The organism is Serratia nematodiphila DZ0503SBS1 (assembly GCF_000738675.1).
GTDB lineage: Bacteria > Pseudomonadota > Gammaproteobacteria > Enterobacterales > Enterobacteriaceae > Serratia > Serratia nematodiphila.
On the sequence record NZ_JPUX01000001.1, the window covers coordinates 3773065 to 3786279 of the forward strand.

At 60.2% G+C, this 13215-nt stretch carries 15 protein-coding genes; 9 read left to right on the forward strand and 6 right to left on the reverse strand.

The window, feature by feature from the left end; all coding sequences use genetic code 11:
- Nucleotides 1-5 precede the first annotated feature (5 nt).
- From rsxG to dtpA, 4 genes are all read left to right on the forward strand, one after another.
- Nucleotides 6-635 carry an electron transport complex subunit RsxG gene (gene rsxG, locus JL05_RS17355; RefSeq protein ID WP_033633162.1) on the forward strand — a complete coding sequence of 210 codons (630 nt, stop codon included), beginning with the start codon at nucleotides 6-8 and terminating at the stop codon, nucleotides 633-635.
- On the forward strand, nucleotides 632-1330 hold the full coding sequence (locus JL05_RS17360) for an electron transport complex subunit E (protein WP_004938409.1): 699 nt from the start codon (nucleotides 632-634) through the stop codon (nucleotides 1328-1330). Before rsxG ends, JL05_RS17360 begins: the two co-directional genes overlap by 4 nt.
- Nucleotides 1330-1971 (forward strand): endonuclease III, encoded by a 642-nt coding sequence (gene nth, locus JL05_RS17365; RefSeq protein WP_004938407.1) that lies wholly within the window; start codon nucleotides 1330-1332, stop codon nucleotides 1969-1971. The genes JL05_RS17360 and nth overlap by 1 nt, the downstream gene beginning before the upstream one ends.
- Nucleotides 1972-2575: 604 nt before the next feature.
- Nucleotides 2576-4090 carry a dipeptide/tripeptide permease DtpA gene (dtpA, locus tag JL05_RS17370; RefSeq protein WP_004938405.1) on the forward strand — a complete coding sequence of 505 codons (1515 nt, stop codon included), beginning with the start codon at nucleotides 2576-2578 and terminating at the stop codon, nucleotides 4088-4090.
- Between the two features lie 86 nt (nucleotides 4091-4176).
- Here dtpA and tnpA read toward each other — a convergent pair whose 3' ends face one another.
- The 3 genes from tnpA to JL05_RS17385 all read right to left on the reverse strand — a co-directional run bounded on the left by tnpA (nucleotide 4177) and on the right by JL05_RS17385 (nucleotide 7640).
- Nucleotides 4177-4614: an IS200/IS605 family transposase gene (tnpA, locus tag JL05_RS17375; RefSeq protein ID WP_033633558.1), complete on the reverse strand. Its 438-nt coding sequence runs from the start codon at nucleotides 4612-4614 to the stop codon at nucleotides 4177-4179.
- 174 nt (nucleotides 4615-4788) lie between these two features.
- Nucleotides 4789-6882 carry a prolyl oligopeptidase family serine peptidase gene (locus JL05_RS17380; protein WP_033633164.1) on the reverse strand — a complete coding sequence of 698 codons (2094 nt, stop codon included), beginning with the start codon at nucleotides 6880-6882 and terminating at the stop codon, nucleotides 4789-4791.
- A 194-nt stretch (nucleotides 6883-7076) separates the two neighbouring features.
- Nucleotides 7077-7640 carry a helix-turn-helix domain-containing protein gene (locus tag JL05_RS17385; protein ID WP_033633165.1) on the reverse strand — a complete coding sequence of 188 codons (564 nt, stop codon included), beginning with the start codon at nucleotides 7638-7640 and terminating at the stop codon, nucleotides 7077-7079.
- 115 nt (nucleotides 7641-7755) lie between these two features.
- On the opposite strand from JL05_RS17385, the gene JL05_RS17390 reads away from it, so the two are divergent.
- Together JL05_RS17390 and JL05_RS17395 are read left to right on the forward strand one after the other, a co-directional pair.
- Nucleotides 7756-8943 carry a benzoate/H(+) symporter BenE family transporter gene (locus JL05_RS17390; RefSeq protein WP_033633166.1) on the forward strand — a complete coding sequence of 396 codons (1188 nt, stop codon included), beginning with the start codon at nucleotides 7756-7758 and terminating at the stop codon, nucleotides 8941-8943.
- A 100-nt stretch (nucleotides 8944-9043) separates the two neighbouring features.
- Entirely contained in the window at nucleotides 9044-9547 is a 504-nt protein-coding gene (locus tag JL05_RS17395; protein WP_004938395.1) for a cupin domain-containing protein, read from the forward strand.
- On the opposite strand, the gene JL05_RS17400 is transcribed toward JL05_RS17395, so the two are convergent.
- On the reverse strand, nucleotides 9512-10357 hold the full coding sequence (locus tag JL05_RS17400; protein WP_370456260.1) for an aminoglycoside phosphotransferase family protein: 846 nt from the start codon (nucleotides 10355-10357) through the stop codon (nucleotides 9512-9514). The genes JL05_RS17395 and JL05_RS17400 overlap by 36 nt on opposite strands.
- Nucleotides 10358-10547: 190 nt before the next feature.
- Here JL05_RS17400 and JL05_RS17405 point away from each other — a divergent pair, with 190 nt between their 5' ends.
- Complete coding sequence (locus JL05_RS17405; RefSeq protein WP_028128181.1) at nucleotides 10548-10928, forward strand: RidA family protein; 381 nt, start codon at nucleotides 10548-10550, stop codon at nucleotides 10926-10928.
- Between the two features lie 7 nt (nucleotides 10929-10935).
- On the opposite strand, the gene JL05_RS17410 is transcribed toward JL05_RS17405, so the two are convergent.
- Complete coding sequence (locus tag JL05_RS17410) at nucleotides 10936-11316, reverse strand: nuclear transport factor 2 family protein (RefSeq protein ID WP_015377744.1); 381 nt, start codon at nucleotides 11314-11316, stop codon at nucleotides 10936-10938.
- Between the two features lie 276 nt (nucleotides 11317-11592).
- Between JL05_RS17410 and JL05_RS17415 the strand changes: the two genes are divergently transcribed.
- On the forward strand, nucleotides 11593-11862 hold the full coding sequence (locus JL05_RS17415) for a hypothetical protein (RefSeq protein ID WP_004938382.1): 270 nt from the start codon (nucleotides 11593-11595) through the stop codon (nucleotides 11860-11862).
- Here the strand turns inward: JL05_RS17415 and JL05_RS17420 are convergent.
- The gene (locus JL05_RS17420) at nucleotides 11859-12251 is read right to left on the reverse strand and encodes a nuclear transport factor 2 family protein (RefSeq protein ID WP_004938379.1); all 393 of its coding nucleotides are present in this window, start codon (nucleotides 12249-12251) and stop codon (nucleotides 11859-11861) included. The two genes, JL05_RS17415 and JL05_RS17420, sit on opposite strands and share 4 nt — an antisense overlap.
- A 201-nt stretch (nucleotides 12252-12452) precedes the next feature.
- Here JL05_RS17420 and JL05_RS17425 point away from each other — a divergent pair, with 201 nt between their 5' ends.
- Complete coding sequence (locus JL05_RS17425) at nucleotides 12453-13148, forward strand: HD domain-containing protein (RefSeq protein ID WP_081877844.1); 696 nt, start codon at nucleotides 12453-12455, stop codon at nucleotides 13146-13148.
- The last annotated feature ends 67 nt before the right edge of the window (nucleotides 13149-13215 follow it).

Genomic DNA, 13215 nt, shown 5'->3' on the forward strand with positions numbered 1-13215 from the left:
CCGCCATGCTGAATTCCATGAGAAAGCACGGCACCACGCTGGCGGTGTTTGCGGCGGTCACCACCGGCCTGACCGCCGTAGTTTACGCCCTGACGAAAACCACCATCGCCCATCAGGCGGCGCTGCAGCAAAAAGCGCTGCTCGATCAGGTGGTACCGCCGGAAAACTACGACAACATCATGCAGAACGAATGCCTGCTGGTCAGCGATCCGGCGTTGGGCGACGGCGCGCCGCACCGCTTGTACCTGGCGCGCAAAAACGGGCAACCGACCGCCGCCGCGCTGGAAGCCACCGCGCCGGACGGCTACTCCGGCGCCATCAAGTTGCTGGTCGGCGCCGATTTCAACGGCACGGTACTCGGCACCCGGGTGATTGAACACCATGAAACCCCGGGGCTGGGCGACAAGATCGAACTGCGCATTTCCGACTGGATTTCCTTCTTCAGCGGCAAGAAAATCGACGGCCCGGACGACAAACGCTGGGCGGTGAAGAAAGACGGCGGCATGTTCGACCAATTCACCGGCGCCACCATCACCCCGCGTGCGGTGGTCAATGCGGTGCGCCGCACGGCGTTGTATATGGAAACGCTGCCGCCTAAACTTGAAAGCTTACCTGCGTGTGGAGCCAGCGAATGAGTGAAGCCAAAGAATTAATCGTCCAGGGGTTGTGGAAGAACAACTCCGCCCTGGTGCAGCTGCTGGGCATGTGCCCGCTGCTGGCGGTGACCTCCACCGTCACCAACGCGCTGGGCCTGGGGCTGGCCACCACGCTGGTGCTGACGCTGACCAACGCCTCCATCTCAGCGGTGCGCCGCTGGGTGCCAAGCGAAGTGCGTATTCCGATCTACGTGATGATCATCGCCGCGGTGGTGAGCATCGTGCAGATGCTGATCAACGCCTATGCCTTCGGCCTGTATCAGTCGCTCGGCATCTTTATTCCATTGATCGTGACCAACTGCATCGTGGTCGGCCGCGCCGAAGCGGTGGCCGCCAAGAAGCCGGTCGGCCTCTCGGCGCTGGACGGCATGGCCATCGGCCTTGGCGCCACCGGCGTGATGGTGACGCTGGGCTCGATGCGCGAACTGTTGGGCAACGGTACGCTGTTCGACGGCGCCGACCAACTGCTGGGCGGCTGGGCCAAGTCGCTGCGCATCGAAGTGGTGCATTTCGACAGCCCATTCCTGCTGGCGATGCTGCCGCCGGGCGCCTTTATCGGCCTGGGGCTGCTGCTGGCGGTCAAATATCTGATCGACGAAAAAATGAAGGCGCGCAAAGCCCGCGCCGTGGCGGCGGAACCGCTGCTGGAACAAGGACGTGCTGAGAAGGCCTGATGAACAAGCAGAAGCGACTGGAAATTCTGACCCGGCTGCGCGACAACAACCCGCACCCGACCACCGAGCTGGTGTACACCACCCCGTTTGAACTGCTGATTGCCGTGCTGCTGTCTGCGCAGGCCACCGACGTGAGCGTCAACAAGGCGACCGCCAGACTTTACCCGGTCGCCAACACCCCCGCCGCCATGCTGGCGCTGGGGGTTGATGGCGTCAAGGAGTACATCAAGACCATCGGCCTGTTCAACAGCAAGGCCGAAAACGTGATCAAAACCTGCCGTATGCTGCTGGAGCTGCACGGCGGCGAAGTGCCGGAAGATCGCGCCGCGCTGGAAGCGCTGCCGGGCGTCGGCCGCAAGACCGCCAACGTGGTGCTCAATACCGCCTTCGGCTGGGCGACCATCGCCGTGGACACCCACATCTTCCGGGTGTGCAACCGCACCCACTTCGCGCCGGGCAAGAACGTCGATCAGGTGGAAGAGAAGCTGTTGAAGGTGGTGCCCGCCGAATTCAAGGTCGATTGCCACCACTGGCTGATCCTGCACGGGCGCTACACCTGCATCGCGCGCAAACCGCGCTGCGGCTCCTGCATCATCGAGGACCTATGCGAGTATAAAGAGAAGGTTTATCCAGAATCCTGAGTCTGACGGGTGCGGCAAACCGCACCCGTCGCCGCCACTCCCCCCGCCAGCGCCTCTTTTTTATCGGAAATGTGATATCGCGCAGCAGTAACCCCGGCGTTATCGCGGTTTTCAGTGAAAAACTCAGTGCCGCGTTATTTTCAAGCGAAAAATTAGTCAAAAATTGCGGTGAACGTCACGCTTTCAGGATCACAAGGCGTTCACAAATGCCAGCCCCGTTTTCCTAAATTTCTATAATTTTACAAAACGCTGCATATGCACAACATTCCAATGGATTAACAACCACACATACACTGATGCGCTAAAAAATAGCAATTCAGCAGAATATATCCCTGCTTAAAATCCGTATAGCTTTTAATCAAAACAAAAAATCGGCAAACCATTAAAACCCGAAAGTTAATACTGCATAACATTTGCAACATCGCAGCATAATCCTGCGAGCGTTAAATGTAACCGAATATGACAAACTGCTTGCCACGTTGACAAAGATAGTGAACATTAACCGCCGTCCCCATCCTATAACAACGCAAAAGGATGCCGTTCCGCATCAACTTTTGTACTTTCCCGTCCTCCAAAGACGGGCTGCGAAAAAACAGAGGTACCAGTGTCAACAGCAAACAACCAACACCCGGAGAGCGTTAGCCTTAACGCGTTCAAACAACCGAAAGCGTTCTACCTGATCTTCTCGATCGAACTGTGGGAGCGTTTCGGCTATTACGGCCTGCAGGGCATCATGGCGGTTTATCTGGTCAAGATGCTCGGCATGAGCGAAGCCGATTCCATCACCCTGTTCTCTTCTTTCAGCGCCCTGGTATACGGCTTCGTCGCCATCGGCGGCTGGCTGGGCGACAAGGTGCTGGGCGCCAAACGCGTGATCGTGCTCGGCGCACTGGTGCTGGCCGCCGGTTACGCCATGGTGGCCTACTCCGGCCACGACATCTTCTGGGTTTACATGGGCATGGCGACCATCGCCGTGGGCAGCGGCCTGTTCAAGGCTAATCCGTCCTCCCTGTTGTCCACCTGCTATGAGAAAGATGACCCGCGCATCGACGGCGCTTTCACCATGTACTACATGTCGGTGAACATCGGTTCCTTCTTCTCCATGCTGGCCACCCCGTGGCTGGCGGCGAAATATGGCTGGAGCGTGGCGTTCTCCCTGAGCGTGGTCGGCATGCTGATCACCCTGGTCAACTTTATGATGTGCCACAAGTGGGTGAAGGAAAACGGCTCCAGACCTGACTTCAAGCCGCTGCATCTGCCGAAGCTGCTGATGGTGCTGGTCGGCATCGTGGCGTTGATCGCCGTGTCCAGCTGGCTGCTGCACAACCAGGTGATCGCGCGCTGGGCGTTGGCCCTCGTTTCCGCCGGTATCGTTCTGGTGTTCGCCAAGGAAACCTTCGCCCTGCACGGCGCCGCACGCCGCAAGATGATCGTCGCCTTCCTGCTGATGCTGGAAGCGGTGGTGTTCTTCGTGCTGTACAGCCAGATGCCAACCTCGCTGAACTTCTTCGCCATCCATAACGTGGAACACAGCATCTTCGGCGTCGCCTTCGAGCCGGAGCAGTATCAGGCGCTGAACCCGTTCTGGATCATGCTCGCCAGCCCGATTCTGGCCGCGCTGTATAACAAAATGGGCGATCGCCTGCCGATGCCGCACAAGTTCGCTTTCGGCATGATCCTCTGCTCCTGCGCCTTCCTGGTGCTGCCATGGGGCGCCAGCTTCGCCAACGAACAGGGCATCGTGTCGGTCAACTGGCTGATCCTGAGCTACGCGCTGCAGAGCATCGGCGAGCTGATGATTTCCGGCCTGGGTCTGGCGATGGTGGCACAGCTGGTGCCACAGCGTCTGATGGGCTTCATCATGGGCTCCTGGTTCCTGACTACCGCCGCCGCCGCGCTGATCGCCGGTAAGGTTGCCGGTCTGACCGCCGTGCCAAGCGACATCAACGACGCGCACGCTTCGCTGGCCATCTACAGCCATGTGTTTATGCAGATCGGCATCGTCACCGCCGTCATCGCTATCCTGATGATGCTGACCGCGCCGAAGCTGTACCGCATGACGCTGGACACCACCGAAGACGCCAATCAGAAAGCGCAGGAAGCCACTGCGGCTCGCTGACCGCCGGCGGATTGAGCGTAAGTAAAAGACCACCTCCTGAGGAGGTGGCTTTACACGACGCCCCCTAAAAGGGGGCCATTTTCGAGTTAATCCTGCAACAGCTCCATCTGCTGTTCGATCTCTTGGTCCTTCTTATCCTGATACTTCACGTATCGCCTGATAATTTCTTCGTTTACCCCTACCGTATCGACAAAGTATCCCCTTGCCCAAAAATGATTGCCCCACAACTTCTTTCGTATATGTGGGAAACGATTGTAAAGCCGGATTGCACTGCGTCCTTTCAGGACGCCCATCAACGTCGAAATCGATAGCTTCGGGGGGACTATCACGACCAGATGCACATGATCTGGCTGAATATTTAGCTCAAGAACTTCACAGTCCTTCATGTTGCAGAGGATATAAATTGTTCGGTAGAGCTCTTTGCCCACCTTGTCGCGGAGGATTTTAAATCGATACTTTGGCGTCCAAACCAGGTGGTATTTGCAACGCCAGAACACATGTGATGAACTCCTGTATAAACCCATGTTGGTGATTTCCTTCTTACTTGTGGTGAGTAAGCTGGAATATTCCGGCATGGGTTTCCTTCAGGCTAGAGCCTCACAGGTTCAATCACCACCTCCTTAGGAGGTGGTTTAAGGCTTACAATAAAAACACCGGGGTTAACGCCCCGGTGTTTTTTTATGCCGCAAGAAAAAGGTTTACGCTGACTTGGGTTTGCCGCTCAGGTTGGCCCACATGAATTCGCTTACCAGTGCGCTGTGGAACGCCGCCTGCTGCTTGTCGGCGGCGGCGCTGTGCCCGCCTTCGGTATTTTCATAGAAATAGGCCTGCTGATACCCCATCGCCTGCATGCGCGCGGCCATTTTGCGGGCGTGGGCCGGGTTGACCCGATCGTCGCTGGTCGCGGTATAGAACAGCACCGGCGGATAGGCCGTCTGCGCCTGAATGTTGTGGTACGGCGAGAAGGTCTTGATGTAGGCCCACTCCTCCGGCTTGCTCGGGTCACCGTATTCGGCGATCCACGACGCGCCGGCGGAAAGCTGGGTATAGCGCTGCATGTCCAGCAGCGGCACTTCGCAGACGATGCAGCCGAACAGCTGCGGATACAGCGTCAGCATATTGCCCACCAGCAGGCCGCCGTTGCTGCCGCCGCGCGCCCCCAGATGCGGCGCCGAGGTCACCTTGCGTGCGATGAGGTCTTCGGCCACGGCGGCGAAATCCTCATAGGCGCGATGGCGTTTCTGCTTGAGCGCCGCCTGATGCCACGCCGGACCATACTCGCCGCCGCCGCGGATGTTGGCCACCACGTACACCCCGCCGCGCTCCAGCCAGGCCGGCGCCTTGCCGCCGAGATAGCCCGGCAACAGCGGCACTTCAAACCCGCCGTAGCCATACAGCAGCGTCGGCGTGCTGCCGTCCAGCTTGAGATCTTTGGCGGCGATCTGGAAATACGGCACGCGGGTGCCGTCCTTGGAGCGCGCGAAATGCTGGCTGACCTGATAGCCGGCGGCGTCAAAGTCCTGCGGCGCCTGTTTCAACAGCGTCGCCTCACCGCCGTCCAGATTGCCCATATACAGCGAGGTCGGCTGCAGGAACCCGCTGACGGTCAGGAAATAGGCGTTGCTCTCTTCGTCGATGCCGCCGGCGGAAAGGGTGCTGATGGCGCCGGGGTTGCCTAGCGGGCGACGTTGCCAGCTGCCGCCCTGCGGCGTCAGCACCTCCAGCCGGTTGACCACGTTATCCATGATGCTGAGGATCAGATGATCGCGGGTGCCGCTGTAGCCGCTCAGCGCCTGCTCGGTGGTCGGGGTAAACAGCAGCTGCAGCTCGCGCTTGCCCGCCAGATAGTCGTCGAAGTTAGCCGCCAGCAGTGCGCCGGACGGATAACGCTTGCCGCCCACTTCCCAGTCGCTGCTCGGTTTGATCAGCAGCCATTCCCGATGCGTGTCCAGCTCAGCGTCGGCCGGGATGTCGATTTTTTTCTGCCGGCCGTCCTGAGCCAGCAAGAAATAGTCACGGCGATAGAAGTCCAGGCTGCGGCCGACGAAATCGCGCTCAAAGCCCGGCGTGCGATCGTGATAGGCGAAGACCGCCATGTCCTCGGGCTGCGCTTCGTACAGCGTTTCGGCTGCGCTCAGCGGCGTGCCGCGCCGCCAGCGTTTGGCGATGCGCGCGTAGCCGGACTGGGTCATCGAGCCGGGGCCGAAATCGGTGGCGATGAACAGCGTGTCCCGATCGACCCAGGAAACCCGGCTTTTCGCCACCGGCACGTTGAAACCGTCTTTGACGAAACGTTTGGCAACCAGATCGAATTCGCGGATTTCGGTGGCGTCACCGCCGTCCGGCGACAGCTGCATCAGGCAGTAACGGTATTCCGGCGCCAGCGGTTGCGAGCCCTGATAAACCCAATCCTTGCCCTCCGCTTTGCCCAACGCATCGATATCCAGCACCGTCTCCCAGGCCGGTTTGGCCTTGCGGTACTCGTCCAGCGTGGTGCGCCGCAGCAGACCACGCGGGTTGGCCTGATCCTGCCAGAAGTTGTAATAGTACTCGCCGCGTTTGCTCACCCACGGGATCTGGGTGTCTTTATTGAGGATATCCAGGACTTCGCGCTCAATGCGCTGAAAGTCTTCGCCCTGACCGAAACGTGCCACGGTGCGCTGATTTTCCTGCTGCACCCATTGCAGCGCTTTTTTACCCTGCAGCTCTTCCAGCCACAGGAATTCATCGCCGGCGGCCGCGCCGCCCTCCGCCGCCATCGCCAGGCGGATACTGTTGGGTAATGAAGTCATCGCGAATACGGCTCCTGCGGTTTGCGCACTGAGTTTAATGAACTGACGTCGATTGGTGACCGGCAAAATCAAGCTCCTTTTGAGTCGGCTGCAACGCCGCCCCGTCATGGGCGACAGCCTGTGAAATAAGAGTCATTTTCAACAAGGTAGGCGTTTGGCGGCGCGGAGTCAAAGCCCACGGCCGCCGCGTTGAGTCAGGATTGAGGATAGTGGATCAGATCGTGGATACGCACCGTTTGTGAACCGGCGTTGCGGTAGGCATGCGGCCGATCTGCCTGAAAGCGCATCGCCTCGCCGGCCGCCAGGCTGTGCCACGCGCCGTCTATCGCCAATTCCAACCGGCCGCTGATCACGATCACATGCTCGATCACGCCCGGCTCATGCGGCGACGATTCGCTGAACGCACCCGGCGCGAGATCGATGACGAACATATCGAAACCCAGCTGGCGATCGTAGGGAAACAGCGGCACCACGCGCATGTCGGCGTTGTCCTGATCGTACACCGGCAGATCGCCATAGCGGTGCAACGTCGCCTGCTGCTGCGCGGGTGAGGCCTCAAGAAAGGCGGAAAACGCCACGTTGAAACCGGTGGCGATCTTCCACAGCGTCGCCACCGTCGGGCTGGACTCGCCGCGTTCAATCTGCCCGAGCATCGCCTTGCTGACGCCGGTGAATTCCGCCGCCTGCGTCAGGCTCCAGCCGCGCTGTGCGCGCAGCGTGCGAAGGGTGTGCGCCAAATGGCCGGCAAGTTCCTGCATCCAGTTCTCCTCTGCGTGTCGAGCCCGATTATACCCGCTTGTGCGCTATAGCGCACGATGCTATGCTGATTTCTTGCCGTGCGTTATAACGCACAACCACCGATTGGAGCTGCTCATGCGCCCTGCCGTCACCCTGCGTCATCTGACCCTGCCCGCCGTCATGGCCGGCTTTGTCGCCGTTCTGGTTGGTTACACCAGCTCTGCCGCCATCATTTTCCAGGCCGCCGCCGCCGCAGGCGCTACGCCGGCGCAGATCGGCGGCTGGCTGAGCACGCTTGGGATCGCAATGGGCGTCACTTCCCTCGGGCTGTCGCTTTACCATCGCACCCCGATCCTCACCGCCTGGTCGACGCCCGGCGCGGCGCTGCTGGTCACCAGCCTGCCCGGCACGCCGATCAACGAGGCGATCGGGGTGTTTATCTTCGCTTCCGGTCTGATCCTGCTCTGCGGCATCACCGGGCTGTTCGCTCGCCTGATGGATTATATTCCGCAGGCGATTTCCGCCGCGATGCTGGCGGGGATCCTGCTGCGTTTCGGGCTGGACGCCTTCGCTTCGCTGCAGCTCAATTTCCTCCTCAGCGCCGGTATGGGGCTGACCTATCTGCTCAGCCGCCGTTACCTGCCGCGCTACGCCATCGTATTGACGCTGGCGATTGGGCTGGCGATCGCCACGCTGCAGGGCGATATCCAACTGACGCAACAGACGCCGGCGTTCGCCGTGCCGGAATTTATCGCGCCGCATTTCAGCTGGCCGACGCTGCTCGGCATCGGCGTGCCTTTCTTCGTGGTGACCATGGCTTCACAGAACGCTCCCGGGATCGCTACGCTGCAGGCGGCGGGTTACCGTGTCCCCACCTCACCGCTGATCGCCTGGACGGCGCTGACCGCGCTGCTGCTGGCGCCATTCGGCGGTTTCTCGGTGTGCATCGCCGCCATTACCGCCGCCATTTGCATGGGGCCGGACGTGCATCCCGATCCGCAGCGGCGCTATATGGGCGCGGTGGCCGCCGGCGGCTTTTACCTGCTGGCCGGGTTGTTCGGCGGCGCCATCGGCCTGCTGTTCAGCGCGTTGCCGGTCGCCTTGATCCACACCATCGCCGGGCTGGCGTTGCTCGGCACCATCGGCGGCAGCCTGCAACGCGCGCTGCATGATGAAAAACAGCGCGACGCGGCGCTGATCGCCTTCCTCATCACCGCCTCCGGCGTCACGCTGCTCGGCATCGGTTCTGCATTCTGGGGCATTGTCGGCGGCGCCATCGCTCATCTGCTGCTGTCGCTGCCGCGGCGAACCTCCGAGGCGTAACGGGCGGTCTACATTGACAAGCGACGCCGTGGCGCCTTCACTTTCTCTGTCGTTTGACTGTCAATTCACCTAATAAGTGACGCCGTCACCAAGGAAGCTTATGACTGAGAAAGCCGCGCTGTTGGCTCAGCGCCTGATACGCAATGTCGAACAGGTAGAGATGAAACATGACCGGCGGCCGCCGTTGTATGACAGCGTCGGCGCCCGTCTCGGCACCGGCACCGCCGCCGACAAGCTGGGCGCCTCTTTCGATTGTGTGGCGCCGGGCATGCGTTCCTGCCCCTACCATTTTCACTACGCTCAGGAGGAAATGTTCATCATTCTGGAAGGCAGCGGTACGCTGCGGGTGGCAGGAGAAATGCTGCCGATCGTCAGCGGGGATGTCATTTTCATTCCGCCGGGCCCGGAATACCCGCACCAGATCATCAACACTTCCGATGCGCCGCTGAAGTACCTGTCCGTCAGCACGCGCGAACAGCCGGAGCTGGTGATGTACCCGGATTCCGGCAAATACCAGGCGATGGCGCGCAGCGCAGACGGCGAGCAGGTGCGCTACCTGCAGCGCCCTTCAACCTCGCTCGATTACTGGCAGGATGAACCCTGAATCGCCGTCCGGCAACGGGATATCCAACGCGCGCGCCGCCAGTTCGGCCACGCGAAAGTCAATGTCAGCCGCCTGCCCGTCTTCCATGAACCAGGCGGCGGAGAGCCCCGACCAGGCCAGGATCCATTGCAGCAAGCGCCGGCGATCCAACCCGGCCAACCGGCACACCTGTTCCACGCGGCGCTGGAAAATGGCTGGATCGGTGGCGATACCGTAGTTGGGATTGCAGAAGATATTGGCGTAATCGAAACCCCGTTCACCGTACAAACGCTTGGGGTCGATCGCCAGCCAGCCGCGTTCGCCAAAGTCGAGCACATTGTCATGGTGGATGTCGCCGTGCAGCACGCTTTCTTCTCGCGGGCTGCTGAGCAATTCCGCCGCCGTTGTGGCGCTGAGACGCAGCATGCCGCCGTGCGCCTGCGCCGCCGGCCACAGCGAGCTGAACCACTCCTGCAGCGGGATCAATTCGGGCAGCGGTGCCTCTCGCGGCGCATGCAAGGCGGCGATCGCCCGGCACAGGATCTGCGTGGCCTGCTCATCGTCGCCATCACGCACCAGCTGCGCCAACGAACCTTCGCCCTGCGCGCGCTCCAGCAGAATGCCGTCGTCGTGCCACGCCAGCACCAGCGCGGCGCCTTCCCCGCGCCACCAGCACATGAGCCGGCCACCGAAGCGCTCCTCCTGCTCGCGGGCGATCTTCAACATGGCGGCCTCGCCCCGGTAACGCACCGGCATCAGCAGACTGCTGTGGGTTTCGAAGGCTTTGCCATCCTGTTCCAGTTGCCAGCGTTGCAGGTAGGGAGTAAAAATCGGGTTCATCGTCTCATGCGTCCTTGTGGCCGAGCTGCGCCGCACTGTCACATTCGGGTGAAGACGACGTATAAAATAAAGAGGGATGATACTCTCAAATATCATCGGTGCGCGGCGCCTGGCCGCCGTTTCTTCAGTATCCTAACCAAGTTTGTCGATTTTATTAACCGGTCTTGCGCGGGGTTTGACCATGACATCATTAAAACGCACGAATTATCCGCAGTTGCCGACGCCGGGCGGCCCCTATGTGCATGCGGTGCGCCACGGCGATCGCTTATACGTTTCCGGATTGACGGCCTTCGCCACCGACGCTCAGGGGTTGAGCGCGCCGGAGCAAACGCAGGAGATCCTCGAACAGCTGGCCACCATTGCCGCCAGCGAAGGCGTCAACCTCAAGGCATTGATTAAAATCAGCGTGTTCCTGACCGACATCGCCGATCTGGCGGGCGTGCGCCCGGTGCTGTTTGACTATTTCGATGGCGCGCTGCCGGCCTGTTCACTGATGGCGGTCAGCGCGTTGTTCTCACCCGCGGTGTGTGTGGAAATAGAGGCGGTGATGGCGTTGCAGTAATGCGTGGCTAGAGCGCGCCCTCATCCGGCACGCAGGGGCCGATCTTGAACCAGGCTTTGGCGATCCGCCCCTGTTCCACTTCATAGATGGCGATGACATCCATTTTGCCGCGCCCCTGCGGGAAATTGCGCGTCACCACTTCCTGATCGACCACCATATTGCCTACCGCCATGCGTTTTATCCGTTCGCCATACAGACTCGGCTCCTGGAAACGCACCAGATGCCGTTCACGGATCGCCGCCTTGCCGCTGGCCAGCAGCGTGTCTGGATGCTCGTAATACTGGGCGTCGTCCGCCCAGCAGGCCATAAAGGCCTCGATGTCGCGGGCGTTATAGGCGTCAAGCTGTTGTTGAACCACATCCTGCGGGCGTGCCGTTTTATCGTTCATCACATCCTCCTGCCGAAGTTAACCGCCGCATACGTCGAACCCATCACGTTAACCGCCCAGTGCTGCAGCTTGATGACACGGCGAGATCTGAATAAAAACCCAAAAATAGCGAATAAATAACCTATCACGCCCAATGAACAATTCAAGCGCCCACGCATAAATTTTCTGCGCCGCGCCAGGGGCGGTGAAAACCGCATGACGCCGCGCGTTAATCTTTGCGACGGTGAGGGAAATTCTGCTAATTTAGCGTGAACAGCCTGACGATAACGAAACGCTATGCAGCAAAAACCGGTGTTGGACGAAGCCAGACAGTTAAAACGACTCAACGCCGCCACGCGGCGCCAATCCCATATGTACAAATGGATCGCGCTGATTGCGGCGCTGGATGCGCTGTTGGTGTTTTGGTATGACCGGGATATGCGCAACGTCACCTTCTCGGGAGCGGTTGCGCTGGTGTGCGGCTATTTGTGGATCCGCGATCGCAACAAGGCCCGGGGTTACCGGCGCGAGTTTGATCGCAAATTCGGCAAGCGCAGCGGCGATTAAGGCTGCATCGCCTCCAGCACTTTAGCACTGTCGACGATCTGCACGAACTTCACGATTTTGCCGGCGCGCAGCGTATAAATATGCGCAAAAGAGGCGCTGAAGGATTTGCCGGTGGCCCGGTAGGTGCCGTGATAAAAACCCTGAGCGATCACATTGTCGCCGGCGTCGTAAAAGTGATCGACGTCGGCGCGGTAACCTTGCCATTCGCTGCCCAGGCGCTGATGCACGTTCTTGATGATGTTCTCCGGGCCGATATAGGTACCGGCGTAAGGGAAACCGGCGGCTTCGGTCCACTCGGCATCGGGGGCCAGCGCCGCCAGCAGATTACGGCCGTTTTCTTCGGAGCTGCCTTCATAGGTTGCGCGCACTATTTCAAGAGGGGTTGGCATGTCTCTTCTCCCATGGCTGATGAGGATATTCCGGCCATCCCCGCGGACACAGGCTCTCACCAAGCGGAGACGGCGGAATTCGGCTATTCTAGGTTGCTTGTTTCGCTGCAAAAACCGCAGTTATGACAATAGTGGGTTGCACTTTAGTAAACAATAGCCGTTTTACTGTCATCCTCCCGGCATCCGGCACGGCTATGCTGATTGACCGATTTCCCCCAACAGGAGCTGAACGTGTCTTTACCCTCGCTGACGCAAGAGCTGTTACAACCTTTCTCCCCTTACCAGGCGCTGGCACAAACGTTGCTGCCGCTCACCCTCGAGTCGGACGACGGTTCGCATGACGTCGCGCACCTGCACCGGGTCTGGAAGAACTGCCGTCGGATCAGCAAGCTGGAAGGCGGCGACCAGCGCATTCTCTGCGCGGCGGTGCTGCTGCACGACGCCGTCGCGGTGGAAAAGAATTCGCCGCAGCGCCATCTGGCCTCGCGCATGGCGGCGGAGCAAGCCACGCTGACGCTGGCCCGGCTGGAATGGGCGCCGGCGGACATCGCGGCGGTGGCTCACGCCATTGAAGCGCACAGTTTTTCCGCCGGCATCCCGCCACAAACGCTGGAGGCGAAGATCCTGCAGGATGCCGATCGCCTCGACGCTATCGGCCTTATCGGCGTGGCGCGCTGCTTCTATATCGGCGGCCGCATGCGCAGCGCGCTGTATGACGCCGCCGATCCGCGGGCTGAACATCGCCAATACGACGACAAGCGTTTCTGCCTCGACCACTTCGAAACCAAACTGTTCAAGCTGCAAGACGGCTTCCAGACCGCCGCCGGGCGGCAGATGGCCGAACAGCGCACCGAACGCATGCGGCGCTTTGTCGACGATCTGCTGGAAGAGGTGTAATGCCGGCCTACGGGGCATTTTCGTTATGCCCATAACATTTTCGGTCATATAACGCCGCTAAACTGTA

Coding starts and splice junctions, on each gene's coding strand:
- rsxG (WP_033633162.1), top strand. CDS start 6: ATGCTGAATTCCATGAGAAAGCACGGCACCACGCTGGCGGTGTTTGCG.
- JL05_RS17360 (WP_004938409.1), top strand. CDS start 632: ATGAGTGAAGCCAAAGAATTAATCGTCCAGGGGTTGTGGAAGAACAAC.
- nth (WP_004938407.1), top strand. CDS start 1,330: ATGAACAAGCAGAAGCGACTGGAAATTCTGACCCGGCTGCGCGACAAC.
- tnpA (WP_033633558.1), bottom strand. CDS start 4,614: ATGGGTTTATACAGGAGTTCATCACATGTGTTCTGGCGTTGCAAATAC.
- JL05_RS17380 (WP_033633164.1), bottom strand. CDS start 6,882: ATGACTTCATTACCCAACAGTATCCGCCTGGCGATGGCGGCGGAGGGC.
- JL05_RS17385 (WP_033633165.1), bottom strand. CDS start 7,640: ATGCAGGAACTTGCCGGCCATTTGGCGCACACCCTTCGCACGCTGCGC.
- JL05_RS17390 (WP_033633166.1), top strand. CDS start 7,756: ATGCGCCCTGCCGTCACCCTGCGTCATCTGACCCTGCCCGCCGTCATG.
- JL05_RS17395 (WP_004938395.1), top strand. CDS start 9,044: ATGACTGAGAAAGCCGCGCTGTTGGCTCAGCGCCTGATACGCAATGTC.
- JL05_RS17405 (WP_028128181.1), top strand. CDS start 10,548: ATGACATCATTAAAACGCACGAATTATCCGCAGTTGCCGACGCCGGGC.
- JL05_RS17410 (WP_015377744.1), bottom strand. CDS start 11,316: ATGAACGATAAAACGGCACGCCCGCAGGATGTGGTTCAACAACAGCTT.
- JL05_RS17415 (WP_004938382.1), top strand. CDS start 11,593: ATGCAGCAAAAACCGGTGTTGGACGAAGCCAGACAGTTAAAACGACTC.
- JL05_RS17420 (WP_004938379.1), bottom strand. CDS start 12,251: ATGCCAACCCCTCTTGAAATAGTGCGCGCAACCTATGAAGGCAGCTCC.